Raw genomic sequence first — 18387 nt, 5'->3', positions numbered from 1 at the left:
TTCTCCGCCGGGAGGGGGCTTTTCGCTGCCTGTGGGTGTCTCCGGCCGGCCCCTGCTCGTGAGGTAAGAGACGGTGGCCACAGCGAGCCGGGGGGTTGTGGTCGCATACTGGAGTCGATGACTAAACCTCATGCTTCGAAGCGCCATCTGCCCACCAGCCCCTTCAAGGCCGCGGTCGCACCGGCTCCCAAGCACTTCGCGGTCGGCGATCAGGTGACCCACGACGTGTACGGCCTCGGCCGGGTGATCGGCATCGAGGACGGGATCGCCGCGCTCGTGGACTTCGGTTCCGGGCAGCAACTGCGGATCCTGAGCCCCTACGCCAAAATGACCAAGTTGTAGTAACCGCTGTGCCCGGTCACGGCACGCCGGGCCCCCTCAGGGGCCTGTACCGAAAGTGAGCCTTCTCATCGAAACGACCTCGCTGTTCTCCGCTCCGGAGACTCAGCCCAGCGGTCCCGCCGCGGCTTCGCCGCCTCCGGCGACCAACCCCTTCCAGAGCCCCGAGTTCGGGGAGGACGACGCCTTCGCGCCCGAGGAGGGACACGGGCCGGCCACGTCATCCCGCCTGGGCTAGTCGGCACGCGCCGACGGGCCGCACGGTCAGCGGCGGGGCCTGCGGCGCGAGGGGAAGCGTCGCCGGAACCGGTCGGCGATCTCCCCCACGATGATCACGAACGCGGCACTCGCCGCGCACCCGCCCAGGCCGATCGGCTGATCGGTGACGGCACCCAGGAACATGAAGAGAGCGGTGACGGCGGCCCACCACGCCGTCCACCAGCCGAGCACAACCCACCAGCGGCGTCGTATCACGGGCTCACCCTAGGACAGGGGCCCAGAAGTCTGTTCTCTTCTTCCCGCGTGGAGAGACGCCGCAGGTCGCGGAGACGGGGTGTGAGGTGACCCGGCAGTCGTCGTCGCCGGTCGTGGGCCGGGGGGCGACGGACGGGCGCGTGTCATGGGCAGAGGCCCTGACGGTGGTCCTGGTCTGCTGGCTGCTCAGCGGTCTCGGGTATGCCGTGTTCGCGGCCCTGGACGAGCCGGGGCTCGCGGTCGCGCCGCTCCTCGGGGTGGGCCTCGTCCGGTGGTTCTGGGCGCGCCACCGGGTCTGGCCGGCCGCGGTCGCGGGAGCGGTCGCGGGGTTGGTCGTCCTGTTCGGTGCCGTCGACCTCCTGCGTCCGGGCCGCAGCCGGTACGTCGCGGACGCGCTGGCCACCGGGCTCGGCGCGACGGCGGCCCTCGTCGTGTTCGCGCTGGCCTGCCGTGTCCGCGTACCGGCCGGTGACCGGAACCCCTGAACCGGACGGGGTGCGGGTGCTTGACTGGCGCCCATGTCGACGACTCTCGGTGTGCCCACGCCCGATCAGGCCTCCTACATGCTGCGGGCCGCCGCCGGTGACGCCGGCCGCGCGTACAAGCGGCGGATGCTCGACCTGCTGGACGTCCGGGCGGGCCACGCGGTCCTGGACGCGGGCTGCGGCCCCGGTACGGATCTGCCGGCGCTGGCCGAACGGGTCGGCGACGGGGGCACCGTGGTCGGTGTGGACCGGGACCCGGCGATGCTGGACCGGGCCCGTGCCCGCACGCACGGGCTGCGCCCCGTGGAACTGCGCGAGGGGGACGTCCACGCGCTGCCCGTCGAGCCGGGGACGATGGACCGGGCCAGGACCGACCGTGTGCTGATGCACGTCGCCGATCCGGCCCGGGCGCTCGCGCAACTGCACCTCGTCACCCGGCCCGGGGCCCTGGTCGGCCTGGCCGAACCCGACTGGGACACCCTGGTCGTCGACGCAGAGGACCTCGACACCAGCCGTGCCTTCACCCGGTACACCACGGCGGAGGTGGTACGGAACGCGACCATCGGCCGGAGCCTCGCCCGTCTCGCCGAACAGGCCGGCTTCACCGTCGAGGCCGTCGACGCCACGACACCCGTCTTCCGCGACTTCGGCGAGGCCGACCACACCCTGGGGCTCGGCCGGAATCTGCGCAAGGCCATCGACGGGGGCCACATCGACGCCGACCGCGGTCACGCCTGGTTCTCCGCCCTGTCCCGGGGGACCTTCTACGCGTCGTTCACGCTGGTCGGCGTGGTCTGCTCGCGCTGAGCCGCCGGGTCACGCCGGTCGCCGGGCGATCAGCACGTCGGCCCGGTGGTGCCAGCCGAGGGAGGAGTAGAGGCGTTGGCCCTCCTCGCTGGCGATGAGCAGTCCGGTACGGGCACCCTGGGCGGCGGCGGCCTCCGCCAGGGCGCTCATCACGGCGCGCCCCAGGCCGCGTCGGCGGTGTGCCGCGTCCGTCTCGACGCGGTCGGCGATCGCGTCGCCGCCCACCACGGCGACGGTGCCGCGCGCTGCCACCTCTCCGGAGGGGCCGTGGAGGACGACGTCCGTGACGGGGCCCTCGGTGCGCACCTCGATCTCGTACGGCGTGGCGGGCGCGTGGCGCGGGTGCCCGGTCAGGTCGGTCGTCATGAGCCATTCCGACCGGCGGTGCGGTTCCAGTCCCGCGGCCTCGACGGCGGCCTCCACCGCGCCGGGGCGCAGGGTGGGCACGGTGAGCCAGGTGACCTGCGGCGCGGCGGCGACCGCCGCCGCCAGCCGCGCCAGGGATCCGGGCTCCTCGTCGGCGCGCAGCGCGAACACCTCGACCTCGCGGCCGGGCTGGTGGCACTCGGACCGCAGGCCGTCCCCGTCGGGCCCGGCCGGTTCGGCCGCGGGCAGGGAGCGGGCGACGGTCCAGCCGTTCAGCCAGCGCCGTATCAGCTCAGGTTCGATCTTCGTCATCCGACGAGGGGAACACGAGGGCGGCCTCGGGTGCGTGGCTCATGGGTGCATCCGTGCCCCCTTCAGCACCTTGTCCACCGCGTTCCGCGGGCCGTGGACGGACAGGCCGGCCAGGTCCAGGTCCGCCGTGCCGACCGCCCGCACCGCCGCCCGGTTCGCCTCGTCGTGGCCGGTCGAGAAGAGGTCGGACGTGAACACCGCGCGGGGCAGGGCCCGGGTCAGGGCGCGCGCGTGGGCCGCCGTCAGGACTTCCTTCGTGCCCTGGAACACGAGCACCGGCTGACGGAACATCGGCAGGTAGGGCACGCCGTCCGCGTCCTCGTACGGTTCCCCGACGACCTCGGGGACCTGGGTGCCCAGGCCGCTGACCAGGAACGCGGTGACGTTGAGGCGCTGCCAGGGTGCCAGGTCCTCGCGCAGCAGGACGGCGATCTTCGTGTCGAAGCGGGTGCTTGTGCTCATGCACCGAGACTGCCGATCCGCGCGCGCCGCCGTCTTGTACGTTGTTTGCATGCCTTCGAAGGCGACCCCCCGGGCCGGATCCGCAGCGACGGTCTCCGCGTGGCGGCCCCGCGTGCCGGGTGTCGTCGAGGTGTTCCACGCCCGGTTCACCGAGTACGCCTACCCGATGCACGTCCACGACGCGTGGACGCTGCTCATCGTCGACGACGGCGCCGTACGGTACGACCTCGACCGGCACGAGCACGGCACCCCGCACGACACGGTGTCCCTGCTGCCGCCGCACGTCCCCCACAACGGCGCCCCCGCGACCGCCGGCGGGTTCCGCAAGCGGGTGCTGTACCTCGACGGGAGCCGGCTCGGGGACGACCTGATCGGGGCCGCGGTCGACCGGCCCGATCTGCGTGATCCCGTGCTGCGCCGGCGGGTCGGGCAGGTGCACGCGGCGCTGGTGCGGCCGGGGGACGAGCTGGAGGCCGAGAGCCGGCTGACGCTGGTCGGGGAGCGGCTGCGGGAGCACCTGCGGTCCCGGGAGGCCCGCACGGCGCCCCGGCCGGATCCCGTACTGGCGGGGCGGCTGCGGGAGTTGCTCGACGCGCGGGTGGTGGAAGGACTCACGCTGGTGGAGGCGGGCGCACTGCTGTCCGCCCATCCGGCGCACCTGGTACGGGCGTTCAGCGCGGCGTACGGCATCGCGCCGCACCAGTACCTGATGTCACGCAGGGTGGGGCGGGCGCGGCGGATGCTGCTGGAGGGGTGGCCGGTGAGCGGTGTCGCGGTCGCCACCGGCTTCTACGACCAGGCGCATCTGACCCGGCACTTCCGGCGGCTGGTGGGGGTCACTCCGGGGCGTTACCGGGCGAGGGGCGCTCCAGCAGGTGGGTGAACGCGTCCAGGTTGCGGGTGGATTCGCCGCGTGAGACGCGCCAGTCGTACTCCTTGCGGATCGCGGAGGCGAACCCGAGTTCGAGGAGGGTGTTGAAGCTGCCGTCGGCGGCCTCGAGGACTTGGCCGAGGAGCCGGTCGACCTCCTCCGGGGTGACGGCGGGCAGGGGGAGCCGGCCGGTGACGTAGATGTCGCCGAGCGGGTCGACCGCGTAACTCACGCCGAAGAGCTTGAGGTTGCGTTCCAGGAGCCAGCGGTGGACGCCGCCCTCGTTCTCGTCGGGGTGGCGGATGACGAAGGCGTTGAGGGAGAGCGTGTGCCGGCCGGCGATGAGGGAGACGGTGGTGGACAGCTTGCGGGTGCCGGGGAGTTTCACCACGTAGCTGCCGGGCGCCGGGCTCTCCCAGTCGAGTTCGGCGTCCTTCAGCACGCCCTCGATGACCTGCGCCGCCCGCTGCCGCTCTGCTTCCGCCGCCTTGTCAGCCATGGTGCGAGCGTACGTGACGGCGGTGCGCCTGTGTCGCGGCCGTGTAGACGTCGGCGGTGGCGGCGGCCGCGGTGTCCCAGCCGAAGAACTGGGCGTGCCGGGCGGCGGCCTCGCCCATGCGGTCGGCGAGGTGCGGGTGGTCGGCGAAGTCGCGCAGCACCCGCGCGTACGCCCGCGGGTCGTGCCCCTGCACGAGGAAGCCGGTCTGCCCGTCCCGTACGGCGACGGGCAGTCCGCCGACGGAGGCCGCGAGGACCGGGGTGCCCGCGGCCTGTGCCTCTATGGCGACCAGGCCGAAGGACTCGCTGTAGGAGGGCATGACGAGCACGGACGCCGCGCGGAACCAGTCCGCGAGCTGCTCCTGCCCGACGGGCGGGTGGAAGCGGACGACGTCGGCGATGCCGAGCCGGGCGGCGAGTTTCTGCAGGCCCTCCGGCTTGGCGAGGCCGCTGCCGCTGGGGCCGCCGACCACGGGCACGCAGATGCGTGAGCGCAGCTCGGGGCGCTCGTCGAGGAGGGCGGCCACCGCGCGCAGGAGGACGTCGGGGGCTTTGAGGGGCTGTATGCGTCCGGCGAAGAGGGGGATCAGGGCGTCGCCGGGCAGGCCGAGGCGGGCCCGCGCGGCGGCACGGCCGTCTCCGGGGCGGAAGCGGCCCAGGTTCACTCCGGGGTGGACGACGGCGACCTTGCCGGGGTCGGCGGCGTAGTGCCGCACCAGTTCCTCGGCCTCCTCGGCGGTGTTGGCGATCAGCCGGTCGGCGGCGGTGACGATCTGGGTCTCGCCGATGACGCGGGCGGCCGGCTCGGGGGTGTCGCCGTCGGCGAGGTTGGCGTTCTTGACCTTGGCCATGGTGTGCATGGCGTGCACCAGGGGGACGCCCCAGCGTTGCGCGGCGAGCCAGCCGACGTGGCCGGAGAGCCAGTAGTGGGAGTGGACCAGGTCGTAGTGGCCGGGGCGGTGGCCGGCCCAGGCCTGCATGACGCCGTGGGTGAAGGCGCAGAGCTGGGCGGGCAGGTCCTCCTTGGCGAGGCCCTCGTAGGGGCCCGCGTCGACGTGCCGGACGAGGACGCCGGGGGCCAGCTCGACGGTGGGCGGGAGCGCGGCGGCGGTCGCGCGGGTGAAGATCTCGACCTCGATGTTGATCGCGGCGAGGCGCTGCGCGAGTTCGACGATGTAGACGTTCATACCGCCCGCGTCGCCGGTGCCCGGCTGGTGCAGCGGGGAGGTGTGGACGGAGAGCATCGCCACGCGGCGTGGCCTGCGGTGCAGGCGCAGCCGTGACGGTGCGGCGGGGGAGCGCCGCCCGAGCCTCGCGATGTACTGGCTCACGTGGCGTTCCTCCTCGCTGCGGCACGGTTTTCGGAGGGTCGTCCGGGCCCTCCGAGTCCTCAACACCGGAGGGCTCCGTTCCCATTTCCGGCGGGGCCCGCCGGTCGCCGACTTTGCCGAATCATTACCGGCGGTCGCTCAACCGTTCGAGGGGCGGGTGCGTGGTACGGCACCCGTGGCCCCCGGTCGGCACAGGTACCGGCACCGGCACGGCACCGCGAGCGGGTACCCCTTTACCCTCGTGCGTATGACAGTCCGCGCCGCCCCCCTCCCCGTCGTGGGCACGGTGACGCGCGGCACCACCAACCCCAACCGGCTGCGCCGCATGGACCGCTGGATCGCGGCCACGCACGGCGCGGAACTGCGCCGCGCCGAGGATCCCGTCGCGGTGGACCTGGGGTACGGCGCCGCGCCCTGGACGGCGGTCGAACTGCTGGACCGGCTGCGCACCGCGGCGCCGCGCACCCGGGTGGTGGGCGTCGAGATCGAACCGGCACGGGTCGCGGCGGCCCGGCCGTACGAGCGCGAAGGGCTGGCCTTCGTCCGCGGCGGCTTCGAGGTCCCGGTACCGGGACGGCCGGTACTGGTCCGCGCGGCGAACGTGCTGCGCCAGTACGACGAGGCCGAGGTGGCCTCCGTGTGGCGGCGGCTGTGCGCGCGGCTGGCGCCGGCCGACCCGGCCACGGGCAGTCGCGGCGGGCTGCTGGTCGAGGGGACCTGCGACGAGATCGGACGCCGGCACGTATGGGTCGCGCTCGGGCCGGAGGGGCCGCGCACGGTGACCTTCGCGACCCGGCTGGGCTCGCTGGACCGCCCCTCCGACCTGGCGGAACGGCTCCCCAAGGCCCTCATCCACCGCAACGTCCCCGGCGAGCCGGTGCACGCCTTCCTGCGCGACTTCGACCGCGCCTGGGCGGCCGCCGCGCCCTATGCCTCGTACGGCGCACGCCAGCGCTGGATGCGGACGGTCCGGGACCTCACGGCCGGCTGGCCGGTGACGGACGGCCCGGCGCGGTGGCGGCAGGGGGAGATCACGGTGCGGTGGGAGGCGCTGGCCCCGCGCGGGTGACGCGCGCCCCGGCTCCGGGAACGATCTCCGTGAGTCGTTCGTCACATGGGCGGGGCGATCGCCGTGCCCGGGAAGGGCGGACGGGGAGACACGGGAAGTACTTCCTCTGTCGTTTCGCGCGTCGGCATGGCAGCATCCCTCCGGTGACCACATGTTACTGACGGTTAATCAGGCGGGGGTGGCGTCATGGGAACAGGCAAGCGCGGGTTGCTCACGGCGGCCGTGACCGTGGTCTGCGCGGTCACCGTGCTGGCCGCGCCGGGCACGGCGTTCGCCGCGCCCGCTCCCCCGCCGCCCCCGGGCACGACCGCGAGCGTCACCGTGGTGGTCAGCGACAAGGACCTCGAAGCCGTACGCGAGAAGCTCGACAAGCTGTACCGCGCGGCGGCCCTCGCCACCGACGAGTACAACGCGGCCGAGGAGAAGGCGCGCGAGCAGTCCGCCGAGATCGTCCGGCTGGCGCAGAAGATCGCCGAGAACCGGGAGAGGCTCGACCGGCTGAAGGACCGCGCGGGCGCCGCGGCCGCCGCCCAGTACCGGGGTGGCGGGCTGCCGCCCGAGGCCCGTCTCATGCTGAGCGACGACCCGCAGGAGTTCCTCGACGGCGCGGGCCGGGTCCGGCGGGGCGAGCACGCGACCAAGGGCCTGCTCGGGGAGATGACCCGCACCCAGGAGGACTTGGAGCAGTACAAGCAGGACGCGGACGCGCAGTGGAAGAAGCTGGAGGCGGGCCGCACGGCCAAGGCCGAGGCGCAGAAGAAGATCGAGAAGCGGATCGAGGCGGCCGAGAAGGTCGAGTCCGAGCTGGAGCAGGAGCAGCGGGAGCGGCTGGTCCGCCTGGAGCGGCAGGCCGCCGCCCGGGCCCAGGCGAGCTGGCTGAGTTCCGGCATCCTCGACGAGATCGACGGCAAGGCGACGGAGCAGGGCAAGAAGGCCGTGGCGTACGCCACCGCGCAGATCGGCAAGCCGTACCAGTGGGGCGCCGAGGGGCCCAACACCTACGACTGCTCGGGACTGACCTCGCAGGCCTGGGTGTCGGCCGGGCGGGGCATGCCGCGCACCTCACAGGCGCAGTGGCAGCAGCTCCAGCGGGTCGACGTGAAGGACATGCGCCCCGGTGACCTGATCATCTACTTCGGCGACGCCAGTCATGTCGGCATGTACGTCGGAGACGGTGTCATGGTGCACGCCCCGCGGCCCGGGCGGTCGGTGACGCTCGCGGGCGCCGGCTCGATGCCGATCCTCGGGGTCGTACGACCGGACGCGACCGCGAACTGACGCGAAGCGTCCGGCGGCGCCCCGCACCGCACCACCCGCACCACCCCGATCCGCCCAACGCCCCGGCTACCGGGGCAAAGTGACCCACAGCACGTCGATCTCGCGCCCCGCCGGCACGTGGACGTGACGTTCGTCATCCGCACGGCGCCTCCGGCCTGTCCAACTGCGGTAGCAAACGCGGCATATGACAGCGGCCGATGGCGGAGCGAGGTGGCTCACGGCATTCCGCTGCGGCGCCGTCAACCGCTATCGTCCCCGTTCGAAGGGGCAGCCCCTGCTCGCGCACAGAGCCGCGAGCCGGGGACAGGGTCGAGATCCGTCGCCCGCGCCATGCCCTCGGGGGGAGGGAAGGAACCCGGAACAATGCCCGCACCCGTACCGCGGCAGAGAGCGATCCCGGCCGCGGATGGTGGTCAGGCGCCGGCCGCCGCACAGAGCAACGGCTCCGTCCAGGACTCCGCGGAGGCCAGGACGGCGGCCCCGCACACGGCCGCCCCGGCGTCCGAGAGCGGCGCCCCGGACCGCACCGGCACGGCGCCGGACAGGTCCGAGACGGCCGCCCACACCAACCTGACCCTGCTGCTGATCCAGAACGACCCCGGCGGTTCGCCGATCGTGCCGGATCTGCTCGACCAGTCCGGCAAGCCGATCCGCGTCCGCGCCGCCCGCAACCTCACCGAGGCCGAGCGGCTGCTGACCGACGACGTCCACTGCATCCTGCTGGACCTCGCGCTGCCCGCCCCGGGCCGCGCGGGCGACGGTGACGAGCTCGCCGTGCTCAAGCACGTGCTGGAGCTCGCGCCCCGGCACGCGGTCCTCGCCCTCACGGGCGCCGACGACACCGAGCGCGGCGCGGAGGCCGTACGGGTGGGCGCGCAGGACTATCTCGTCCGCGACGAGCTGGACGGCCGGCTGCTGAGCCGCGCGATCCGCTACGCGGTAGAGCGCAAGAGGTCCGACTCCGCCGAGCGGCGGCTCGCCGAGGGCCGGGTGCGGGCCCAGGAGAACCGCCGGCTGGAACGCGGCCTGCTGCCCACCCCGCTGCTGGACGGCTCCTCGCTGCGCTTCGCGGCCCGCTACCGTCCCGGCCGCTCGCGTGCCCTGCTCGGCGGGGACTTCTACGACGTCGTCCGCACCCCGGACGGCACCGTGCACGCCATGATCGGCGACGTGTGCGGGCACGGCCCGGACGAGGCGGCCCTCGGCGTGGAGCTGCGGATCGCCTGGCGCGCGCTGACCCTGGCGGGGCTGTGCGGGGACCAGTTGCTCGGCACCCTCCAGGAGGTGCTGGAGCACGAACGCTCGGACGACGAGATCTTCGCGACCCTGTGCACGGTCGACATCGCGCCCGACGGCCGCCGGGCGGGCCTGTGCCTGGCCGGCCACCCCTCACCCCTGGTCGCCCGCCCGGGCACGCCCGCGCGTCTGCTGCCGTACGACAACAACGGCCCGGCGCTCGGACTGCTGCCGCACGCCCGCTGGCCGCGGACGCAGGTGGAGCTGGGCGCCGAGTGGAGCCTGATGCTCTACACCGACGGCCTGATCGAGGGCCGGGTCGGCGACACCGGCGAGCGGCTCGGCCAGGAGGGCATGGTGGAGATGATCCGCCGGCAGCTCTCCGCGGGACTGAGCGGTGAGGAACTGCTGCGCACCGCCGTGAACGAGGTGCGGGACCTCAACGGCGGCGAGCTGACGGACGACGTGGCGGTGCTGCTGCTCGACCGGGGCGCGTGAGCCGGCCCCCCGCCCTCTCCCGGCGGGAGAACCGGCCGCACCCCGCCGCGGTTCAGCGGTTGCCGTTGTACGGGCCGTAGGGGCCGTCGCTGCTGGAGCCGCCCTTGCGGGTGCGGCCGCCGCCGGGCAGGCCGCGCAGGGCCGGGCGGACGTCGACCATGTACACGATGGTCGCGATCAGTCCGATGATCGGCAGGAACGACAGGATGTTGAAGATCAGGTTCACCACGAAGGCGAGGGCGAGGATGATCAGCCAGAACGGCTTGGTCTTCTTGTCCGCCGCGCGGTAGGCGTCCTCACGGCGCGTGGCCGCGTCGAGCAGCGCGAAACCGCTGAACACGATCAGGGCCATGCTCAGCAGCCACATGAACCCGGCGAAGCCCTGCATCAGCACTACGTCCACCACCCGACTCGGCTCGTCATCTACGCCGTCACCGTACCCGCATCCCCGGGCCGGCTATCCGGAGAACGGGCCGGGCATCCGGTAAGTGCCCGGCCCGTCGCACCGGCTCGCCCTACTTCGCGGGCGGCGTCGTCTTCTTGGGGGCGTTCTTGCGCACCGGGGCCTTCTTGGCGGCGGCGGGCTTCTTCGCCTCGTCGGACCCGTTCGTGACCGGGGCCGCGGCAGGGGTGCCGTTCCCCGCCTCGACCGGCTGGGGCCGGGGCGCGGGCTTCGGCTCGGTGACGGGCTCCGGGGACGGCTCGACGGCGACCGCGATGTCCTCGATGCTCTCGGCCGCCTCGCCGCGCCAGGTCTTCACGGTCTGCTCGCCCCGCTCGGCGACCTTCTCGTACGTCTCACGGGCCTTGACCGCGTACTCGGCGGCGATGCCGACGCCGCGCAGGGCGAGGTCCTGGGCGTTCTCGCCGAGCTTCTTCAGGTCGGTGTCGAGCGAGCCGATGAGCTCGCCGACCCTGCTCTGGAGGTTCTCCTGCGTCTCCCGGACGCGGACGGTGGCCCGCTCCTGGACGGCCTTGGGGTCGGTGTTGCGCACGGCCTCGATACGGGCCGGGGCCTCGGCGCGCAGCTGCTCCACCAGGGCCGGCACCTTCTTGGCCTGCTGCAGCGCGAGGTCGGCGGTGCCGGCGGCGAAGTAGAGCGGGGTCGGGTCGCTGAGGGTCTTGCGCAGATCGTCGGTGATGGCCATGGTGAGGGTCCTCCCGGATGTCGTTTCGGCTGAGGGTTCGTGTGTTCCGCGGCGGACGGCCGGTGCCCTGGCCGGCTAGCCGGCCGTCCGCCGCGGAACGCTGTCGTTGTCGTCGTCGCTGCCGCCGGCCGCGCGGGGCCGGCTCGTGCCGGACGCGCCGCCGCGGGCCGTACGGCTCCGGCGTATCACGGCATCGCCGTCCGGAGCGTCCACCGCGCGGACACTCCCGTCGACCGCTTTGGACACTCCGTCCGCTTCCGTCGTCCCCGGGTCCCCGGTCGCCTCACCGTCCTCGGCGCCGCCAAACCCGTTCTCCTTGCGGAAGGACTCGTAGATCTGGAGCAGCACCTGCTTCTGACGCTCGGTCAGTGTGGGATCGGCGAGCAGCGCGGCGCGGGTGCCGCCTTCGCGTCGGTGCTCCTCCCCGTCCCGCTCCGCGTCGAGGATGCCGGCCCGGACGTACAGGGTCTCGGCGGAGATCCGCAGGGCCTTGGCGACCTGCTGCAGCACCTCCGCGCTGGGCTTGCGCAGTCCGCGCTCGATCTGACTGAGGTACGGGTTGGACACCCCGGCGGCGTCGGCGAGCTGCCGCAGCGACAACTGCGCGTTGCGCCGCTGCTCGCGCAGGTACTCACCGAGATTGCCGACGTTGAGCGATGCCATACGTCCACACTGCACGACACCGCTAACTATTGCAAGCACGTGCTTGCAATAGTGTGCCGAGCCACAGGCGGGCGGCGCGGCCCGGCACGGGTGGCGTGATGTGATCTTGTGGTCGTGAGCGTCGTGTTGGACCCTGAGGCATGTCTGATCAGCCGACCTTCGTCCTCGTCCACGGGGCCTTCGCCAATTCGTTCTCCTTCGCGCCGCTGCAGGCCGAGCTCGGCCTGCTCGGGCACCGCTCGGTCGCGGTCGACCTGCCGGGGCACGGCTTCGAGGCCACCTTCCCCGCCGCCTACCAGGCTCCGCAGGATCTCGACGCGCTCGCCGCGGAGCCGGGGAACATCAAGGGCGTCACGCTCGCCGACAACGCCGCCCGCGTGATCGGCGTCCTCGAACGGGCCAAGCGGAACGGACCCACCGTCCTCGTCGCCCACAGCCGGGGCGGCGCCACGATCACCGCCGTCGGCAACGCCCGGCCCGAGCTGATCGACCGTATCGTCTACGTCTCCGCCTGGTGCCCCGTCGACCTGGACGTGAGCGGCTACTACGCCCAGCCGGAGATGGCGGACGTCGACCCGGGCGCCTTCGCGGCCACGCTCGTCGGGAACCCGGCCGAACTCGGCGTGCTCCGCACCAACTTCCGCACGGCCGACCCGGCGGCGCTCGACGCGTTCAAGCGGGCGTTCGCCGCCGATCTCACCGACGACGAGTTCCGGACCTTCCTCAACACCTTCCAGCCCGACGAGAACCTCGACGTCGGCACGTCCGCCGACCGGGCGCGGGCCGCCACCTGGGGCCGGATCCCCAGGACGTACGTGCGCCTGGCCGCCGACGCCAGCGTTCCGCCCGCCGTGCAGGACCGGATGATCCGCGAGGCGGACGCGCTCACGCCCGACAACCCCTTCGACGTACGGACCCTGGAGGGGAGCCACCTGCGCTGGCTCGTCCACCCGGCGCCCGCCGCCGCACTGCTGGCGGACCTCGCCGTGGGCCATGCGGCGTCGTCCGGCCTCCCGCGGGCGGGGGACTGACCGCGTGACCACGCCGGACGACGCCGCCCGGGCCGACCTCCTCCACTACCTCCAGGCGGCCCGCGACGCCCTGCTGTGGAAACTCGGCGGACTCCCCGAGTACGACGTCCGCCGGCCGATGACACCGACCGGCACCAACCTCCTGGGCCTGGTGAAGCACGCGGCCGGTGTGGAGCTCGGCTACCTCGGCGACACCTTCGGCCGTCCGTCCGGCGAGCCCCTGCCCTGGCTCGCGGACGGCGCGGAGACCAACGCGGACATGTGGGCCACCGCCGAGGAGTCACGCGCGTCCGTGGTGGAGCTGTACCGCCGGGCGTGGGCGCACGCGGACGCCACCGTCCGCGCCCTGCCGCTGGACACGCCCGGCAGGGTCCCGTGGTGGCCGGACGGCGAGGACGAGGTGACGCTGCACCACGCCGTGGTCCGCGTGATCGCCGACACCCAGCGGCACGCCGGTCACGCCGACATCCTCCGCGAACTCATGGACGGCACGGCGGGAACGGACGGCACCGGCAGCGGGCTGCCGTCCACCGACCCGGCCTGGTGGGCGTCCTACCGGGAACGCCTGGAGCGCACGGCCCGCGAGGCCGGCCGGAAACCGTGACCCGGACGCCGGCCCCGGCCGGCGTCCGCCTCCACCGTCCTCAGCGGCCGCGCGCCGCGCGGGCCCACTCGCCCAGCACGGGGACGCACCGTTCGGCGAAGTACTCGTAGTCCTCGGCGGTGTTGTACACGTGCGCGGACAGCCGTACGTAGCCGATGCCGTCGAAGCTGGTGAACGCGGCCTCGACGCCCAGCTCGGCGGCGGCCCGGTCGCGCAGGGCGTCGGCGGCGAGGCGGCTGCCGGCGAGGCCGTCGGGCAGCCGGACCAGCCGCATCCCGGGCACGGGCATGCCGACGTCGACCAGGGCGTCCTCACCGGTCAGCGCGGTGAACGCGGCGCCCACGACCCGCTCGGCGTACCCGGCGAGGTCGTCCATGTAGCGGCGGGCGGCGGGCCAGCCCCAGGTGGTCCCGATGAAGTCGAGGGACGTCCGGGCGGCCAGGTACTGGGTGGCGTCGACCGTGCCCTGCTGGTCGAAACGGTCGGGGTAGGGGTCGTGGGCGCCCCAGGAGTCGATCAGCGGGTGGAGGCCGTCCCGCAGCGGACCGCGTGCCACCAGGGCGGCGGTACCGCGCGGCGCGCAGCCCCACTTGTGGAGGTTCCCCGCCCAGAAGTCGCAGGTCAGCCCTTCGAGCGGGGCGTCGATCAGGCCGGGTGCGTGCGCGCCGTCGACGAGCAGCGGGACCCCGCGCCTGTGCAGCTCCGCACCGATCCGCTCCACCGGGAGGCGCCGGCCGGTCGCCGAGGTGATCTGGTCGACGACGACCAGCCCGGTGCGCTCCCCCACCTCGGCCGTCACGGCCTCGCAGGCCCGCTCCTCGTCCGCGTCCAACGGCACCCTCGCCGTGCGCACCCGGCCGCCCCAGCGGCGGGCGAGCCGCTCGGCGCCCATCGTGACGGCGCCGTAGCCGTGGTCGGTGACCACGATCTCCCCGCCGCCGCGCCGCTCGAGTCCGGCGTACACGACGCTCGCCCCGGCACTCGCGTTCGGCACCAGGGCGAGGTCGCCGGGGTCCGCGCCGAGGAAGGCCGCGAGGCCCGCCCGGGCCGCCGCGAGCCGGCCCGGCAGCTCCGGGAACCACACCACCGGAGCGCGCTCCATCTCCGCACGCAGCTCCCGCTGCCGCCGCTGGGCGGCCAGCGGTACGGCGCCGAAGGAGCCGTGGTTGAGGTGGCGCAGGGCGGGGTCCAGCGACCACGCCCGCGCCGCCGGCCGGCCGTCGGCCAGCAGCAGGGGGCGCGGTGCGGTGACGACCTCGGTCTCGCTCACATGACTCCCATCCGCGAAAGGAACACCCACTTCATTGTGCGTACTTGGCACTCCGCCCCGGCTGGGCCAGCCTGGTGGTGGGCCGACCGGGGCGCACGGAGGAAGTGAGGTGGTGCGGAGGGTTCTCAGGAGGCCGGGGCGACGACCTCGGCCAGCCTCTCCAGGCGGCGATGGCCCCAGTCCGACAGGGGTGCCAGCGCCCCGGCCAGTTCACGGCCGAACCCGGTCAGGGAGTAGACCGTCTTCGGCGGCAGCACGTCGTACACCTCCCGGTGCACCAGACCGTCCGCCTCCATCTCGCGCAGCGCGTCCGTCAGCACCTTCTCGCTGAGGCCGGGCACCTTCCGGCGCAGCTCGGCCGGCCGGTGCGGGCCGGACTCCAGCAGCCACAGCAGCGTGGTCTTCCACTTGCCCTCGATCACGGCGATCGCGGCGGTCACCCCGCACACGTCCGGATCATGCCGCCGGTGCACCACGCCGCGCCCCTTTCCTCACCAATGACCCTTTACCTTAACGGAGTTGTCCCATGTCCGAGTTCCCCTCCAGCAGCGCCGTGACCGTCCTCGGCCTCGGCCCGATGGGCCGTGCGCTGGCCTCCGCCTTCCTGGACGCGGGGGTGCGCACCACCGTCTGGAACCGCACGCCGGGACGGGACGGCGAACTGGTCGCGCGGGGCGCCGTCGCGGCCGCCTCGCCCGAGGAGGCGGTCGCCGCCGCCCCGCTGACCGTCGTCTGCGTGGTCAACTACGACGCCTCCGACGCCGTACTGCGCCGGACCGCCGTCGCCACCGCCCTCAAGGGCCGCACGGTCGTCAACCTGAGCGCGGACACCCCCGCCCGCGCCCGGGACACGGCCGACTGGGCCGCCCGGCACGGCGTCCACTACCTGGACGGCGCGATCATGACACCGACGCCGACCATCGGCACCGCCGACGCGGTGTTCCTGCACAGCGGCCCGGCCGAACGGTACGAGGAGCACCGGGCGGTGCTGGCGGCACTCGGCGGCACCCACACCCACCTCGGCGAGGACACCGGCCGGGCCGCCGCGTACGACATCGCGCTGCTCGACATCTTCTGGACGGCGATGGCCGGTTACACGCACGCCCTCGCACTCGCCCGGGCCGAGGGCGTCACCGGTGCCGAACTCGCCCCCTTCGCCGAGGGCATCGCCGCGATCCTGCCGCCGTTGTTCACCGAGTTCGCGGCCGACGCCGACGCCGGCACGTACTCCGGGGAACTGAACCCGATCACCTCGGCCGCGTCGACGATGACCCACGTCGTCCACGCCTCCGAGTCCCACGGCATCGACGCGAGCGTCATGCGTGTCATCGAGGGCCAGGCCCGCCGCGTCATCGCCCTGGGACACGGCACCGACGGGTACACGCGGGTGGGCGAGCTGATCGGGCGCCGCTGACGTACGGCTGACGGCCGCGGGCAACGGGCTGTCGGCGCAGGCGTGTCCCCCTACGCCCGTACCGGGGCCGGATACGGGTGCGCCGGGAAGCGGAGGGGCAGGCCGAGCGAGCCGCCGGCGACGGCCAGGGTCGCCGCGTAGGAATCCACCGCGCGGCGGACGTTGGGCGCGTCGAGGCCCGCGCCGGTGACGATGCGGTCCAGGTCGATGTAGGCGGAGCGCACGATCTCCAGCCGGCGGTAGACCTGCCAGTCCGCGCGCCAGTTACGGGTGTACGCGGACGGCAGGCGGGCCTCCCAGCGGCGGAACATCCTCTCCCGGATCTCCGGCCGGGTCGGCGTGAGGTGCATGTGCCGGACCAGGTCGTAGAGGGGGTCGCCGACCAGGGCCATCTCCCAGTCGATGAGGGTCAGCGCGTACGGGTCGTCCCGCCGGACGAGGTTCCAGGGGTTGAGGTCGCCGTGCAGCAGCGACGGCTCGCGGTGTCCGACGTCCCGCCGCGACAGGATCTGGTCCAGCCGCTCCGCGTCCGGCAGCCCCAGCCGCCGGCCGAGCTGCCGCGTCGTCCCGGGCAGGTCCGCGACGATGCGGACCAGCTGGTCCTTGAGCCAGCGGTAGAAGCCCCGCTCCCCCGCCACCGGGTCGAGTTGCCGGTAGTCCACCCGGGTCAAGGCGACGAGCTGGTCCACGAGTCCGTCCGCCTCGTGCGGCAGCAGACCGTTCACGGGATGGTGCGGAGGGCGGTCGATGTCGTGCGGGCCCACGTAGGTGTGGATGGCGAAGGGGTCCTGCGGACGGCTCGATCCCAGGGCCAGCGCCCTCGGCGCCGCCACGGCGACGGCGGCCTCCTCGACGGCGCGCAGCACGGCGTGCTCACTGAGGAAGCAGGGCTCCTGTCCCCCGGCTCCGGGCAGCCTCCGCCGTACGACGACGGGATACGCGATGCCCGGGACCCGCACCACGGTGTTGAGGTGGGCGGTGCCCCGGAAGACACGGCCTGCGGGGGCCGACCCCTCCACGGCCAGGGCCCCCAGGACGGCTGCCTCGGGGAAGTCGGGGGGCAGTGGCAGCCGCCCGTCCGGCTGCCAGGGGGAGGCCCGGCCGGACAGGCCCCGGCCGCCTCGGCCCCGGCAACGGGACGTGAGCCAGCGGTACAGCGCCTGCTCGATCTCCCGTTCACCGGGCACGCTCCCGAGCCGGAGTGGTGCGGCGGCCGCGTCCAGGGCCCGGCCGACCTCTGCCGTCGCGTGGTCCAGATCCTTCTGGGACGAGGACTCCTCCAGGGACCGTGCCGCCCTCATGACGTCCGGGAAGACGGACTGCGCCCGCTCGAAGGCCAGGTAGTGGCCGAGGTCCTTCGCCAGCCCGTTGACGGCGGCGGGACGGATCCGCCGCATGGCCTCCTCCCACGCGTCGATCACCTCCGGCCACTGCCGGTCCGGGTAGCGCATGCGCACGAGGTGGACGGCGAGGTCGTGCAGCGGATCGCCGTAGGTCGCCAGTTCCCAGTCGACGGCGACGAGGGGAGGTGTGCCGCCGTGGGTGACGATCAGGTTGTCGCGGTGCAGGTCGGCGTGGAGCAGACCGTACGGCCGCCGCACCATGAGGGGCGTCCGGTCGGCCAGCCCGGGCAGTGCGTCCTCCGGGATGCCCAGGGCGGCGAACAGCCCGCCGAAGGCGTCCCGGTTGGGCTGACGGATCTGCCGGTCGGCCGAGAGGGCCAGCGCGCGCAGGAAGCCCTGGCTGTCGGTGTCGTTGCGCGGCCGGCAGGACGGGAGGGGCGGGAGCGCACTGCGCCGCACCTGAGCCGTCCGGGCGAGCAGTCCGGCCAGCGCCGTGACGAGCGGCGGATCCACGGGTTCGCCGTACCCGCTGACGCTGGACAGGGGCACGCCGTCCACATGGCTGTGGACGGCGAAGCCGGGCCCCTTGGCCAGGCACTGCGGCACGTCCGGGAGGGCCCCCTTGACCGCGCCCAGGATCTCGTCCTCGTCGGCCCAGGTGCGGATCACCACGGGCAGTGCCCCGGGCCGGCGGATCCGGACCGTCACGGACGTCCCTGCCTCACGTCCCAGCAGTTGTGCCTCCTGCGCGGTGAGCCGGAGCACATGGTTGTGGTGGTGGTGGCCGCCGGTGGTCGCCCCGTGCCGCGTCGCGTTCCGCACGAGGGCGCGGAGCCGGGCGTCGCGACCCCGCACCGTGGCGTCGGGCGATGCGGGTCCCCCGGGGGC

21 protein-coding genes are annotated in these 18387 nt (G+C 73.7%); 10 read left to right on the top strand and 11 right to left on the bottom strand.

Annotated elements, in window-relative coordinates:
- Positions 1–117 precede the first annotated feature (117 nt).
- Complete coding sequence (locus tag IE172_RS28685; RefSeq protein WP_190100231.1) at positions 118–342, top strand: hypothetical protein; 225 nt, start codon at positions 118–120, stop codon at positions 340–342.
- 261 nt (positions 343–603) lie between these two features.
- Here the strand turns inward: IE172_RS28685 and IE172_RS28680 are convergent, their stop codons facing one another.
- Positions 604–813, bottom strand: a complete 210-nt coding sequence (locus IE172_RS28680; protein ID WP_190100230.1) for a hypothetical protein — start codon at positions 811–813, stop codon at positions 604–606.
- 140 nt (positions 814–953) lie between these two features.
- On the opposite strand from IE172_RS28680, the gene IE172_RS28675 reads away from it, so the two are divergent.
- Positions 954–1298 carry a hypothetical protein gene (locus tag IE172_RS28675; RefSeq protein ID WP_190100229.1) on the top strand — a complete coding sequence of 115 codons (345 nt, stop codon included), beginning with the start codon at positions 954–956 and terminating at the stop codon, positions 1296–1298.
- A 33-nt stretch (positions 1299–1331) separates the two neighbouring features.
- Complete coding sequence (locus IE172_RS28670; protein WP_190100228.1) at positions 1332–2105, top strand: methyltransferase domain-containing protein; 774 nt, start codon at positions 1332–1334, stop codon at positions 2103–2105.
- Between the two features lie 9 nt (positions 2106–2114).
- On the opposite strand, the gene IE172_RS28665 is transcribed toward IE172_RS28670, so the two are convergent.
- Together IE172_RS28665 and IE172_RS28660 are read right to left on the bottom strand one after the other, a co-directional pair.
- On the bottom strand, positions 2115–2783 hold the full coding sequence (locus tag IE172_RS28665; RefSeq protein WP_190100227.1) for a GNAT family N-acetyltransferase: 669 nt from the start codon (positions 2781–2783) through the stop codon (positions 2115–2117).
- A 39-nt stretch (positions 2784–2822) separates the two neighbouring features.
- On the bottom strand, positions 2823–3296 hold the full coding sequence (locus IE172_RS28660; RefSeq protein ID WP_438817027.1) for a DUF2000 family protein: 474 nt from the start codon (positions 3294–3296) through the stop codon (positions 2823–2825).
- On the opposite strand from IE172_RS28660, the gene IE172_RS28655 reads away from it, so the two are divergent.
- Entirely contained in the window at positions 3295–4128 is an 834-nt protein-coding gene (locus IE172_RS28655) for a helix-turn-helix transcriptional regulator (protein WP_229886514.1), read from the top strand. The two genes, IE172_RS28660 and IE172_RS28655, sit on opposite strands and share 2 nt — an antisense overlap.
- Here the strand turns inward: IE172_RS28655 and IE172_RS28650 are convergent.
- Both IE172_RS28650 and mshA read right to left on the bottom strand, forming a co-directional pair.
- Complete coding sequence (locus tag IE172_RS28650; protein WP_190100224.1) at positions 4082–4615, bottom strand: type III secretion system chaperone family protein; 534 nt, start codon at positions 4613–4615, stop codon at positions 4082–4084. The two genes, IE172_RS28655 and IE172_RS28650, sit on opposite strands and share 47 nt — an antisense overlap.
- Positions 4608–5945 carry a D-inositol-3-phosphate glycosyltransferase gene (gene mshA, locus IE172_RS28645; protein WP_190100223.1) on the bottom strand — a complete coding sequence of 446 codons (1338 nt, stop codon included), beginning with the start codon at positions 5943–5945 and terminating at the stop codon, positions 4608–4610. Before mshA ends, IE172_RS28650 begins: the two co-directional genes overlap by 8 nt.
- Before the next feature lie 247 nt (positions 5946–6192).
- Here mshA and IE172_RS28640 point away from each other — a divergent pair, with 247 nt between their 5' ends.
- From IE172_RS28640 to IE172_RS28630, 3 genes are all read left to right on the top strand, one after another.
- Positions 6193–7014, top strand: coding sequence for a class I SAM-dependent methyltransferase (locus IE172_RS28640; protein ID WP_229886512.1), 822 nt, complete (start codon positions 6193–6195; stop codon positions 7012–7014).
- A 186-nt stretch (positions 7015–7200) separates the two neighbouring features.
- Positions 7201–8292 (top strand): C40 family peptidase, encoded by a 1092-nt coding sequence (locus IE172_RS28635; protein WP_190100222.1) that lies wholly within the window; start codon positions 7201–7203, stop codon positions 8290–8292.
- A 363-nt stretch (positions 8293–8655) separates the two neighbouring features.
- Positions 8656–10026, top strand: coding sequence for a PP2C family protein-serine/threonine phosphatase (locus tag IE172_RS28630; RefSeq protein ID WP_190100221.1), 1371 nt, complete (start codon positions 8656–8658; stop codon positions 10024–10026).
- Positions 10027–10078: 52 nt separating this feature from the next.
- Here the strand turns inward: IE172_RS28630 and IE172_RS28625 are convergent, their stop codons facing one another.
- From IE172_RS28625 to IE172_RS28615, 3 genes are all read right to left on the bottom strand, one after another.
- Positions 10079–10414: a DUF2516 family protein gene (locus IE172_RS28625; protein ID WP_190100303.1), complete on the bottom strand. Its 336-nt coding sequence runs from the start codon at positions 10412–10414 to the stop codon at positions 10079–10081.
- Positions 10415–10541: 127 nt separating this feature from the next.
- Complete coding sequence (locus tag IE172_RS28620) at positions 10542–11174, bottom strand: hypothetical protein (protein ID WP_190100220.1); 633 nt, start codon at positions 11172–11174, stop codon at positions 10542–10544.
- 75 nt (positions 11175–11249) lie between these two features.
- A complete protein-coding gene (locus tag IE172_RS28615) occupies positions 11250–11837 on the bottom strand; it encodes a helix-turn-helix domain-containing protein (RefSeq protein WP_190100219.1) in 588 nt (195 codons plus the stop codon).
- Between the two features lie 140 nt (positions 11838–11977).
- On the opposite strand from IE172_RS28615, the gene IE172_RS28610 reads away from it, so the two are divergent.
- The gene (locus IE172_RS28610; protein ID WP_190100218.1) at positions 11978–12868 is read left to right on the top strand and encodes an alpha/beta fold hydrolase; all 891 of its coding nucleotides are present in this window, start codon (positions 11978–11980) and stop codon (positions 12866–12868) included.
- Positions 12869–12872: 4 nt separating this feature from the next.
- Positions 12873–13472 (top strand): DinB family protein, encoded by a 600-nt coding sequence (locus IE172_RS28605; protein WP_229886510.1) that lies wholly within the window; start codon positions 12873–12875, stop codon positions 13470–13472.
- 40 nt (positions 13473–13512) lie between these two features.
- Here IE172_RS28605 and IE172_RS28600 read toward each other — a convergent pair whose 3' ends face one another.
- Both IE172_RS28600 and IE172_RS28595 read right to left on the bottom strand, forming a co-directional pair.
- Entirely contained in the window at positions 13513–14742 is a 1230-nt protein-coding gene (locus IE172_RS28600) for an aminotransferase class V-fold PLP-dependent enzyme (RefSeq protein WP_190100216.1), read from the bottom strand.
- Positions 14743–14867: 125 nt separating this feature from the next.
- Positions 14868–15218, bottom strand: coding sequence for a winged helix-turn-helix transcriptional regulator (locus IE172_RS28595; protein WP_190100215.1), 351 nt, complete (start codon positions 15216–15218; stop codon positions 14868–14870).
- Between the two features lie 50 nt (positions 15219–15268).
- On the opposite strand from IE172_RS28595, the gene IE172_RS28590 reads away from it, so the two are divergent.
- A complete protein-coding gene (locus tag IE172_RS28590) occupies positions 15269–16156 on the top strand; it encodes an NAD(P)-dependent oxidoreductase (RefSeq protein ID WP_190100214.1) in 888 nt (295 codons plus the stop codon).
- A 50-nt stretch (positions 16157–16206) separates the two neighbouring features.
- On the opposite strand, the gene IE172_RS28585 is transcribed toward IE172_RS28590, so the two are convergent.
- Positions 16207–18321, bottom strand: coding sequence for an aminoglycoside phosphotransferase family protein (locus IE172_RS28585; RefSeq protein ID WP_229886508.1), 2115 nt, complete (start codon positions 18319–18321; stop codon positions 16207–16209).
- Between the last annotated feature and the right edge of the window lie 66 nt (positions 18322–18387).

Origin of the sequence: Streptomyces griseoflavus, assembly GCF_014649995.1 — a bacterium.
In the GTDB taxonomy this organism is placed as follows: Bacteria; Actinomycetota; Actinomycetes; order Streptomycetales; family Streptomycetaceae; genus Streptomyces; species Streptomyces griseoflavus.
This window is presented reverse-complemented; position numbering and strand designations above follow the sequence as displayed.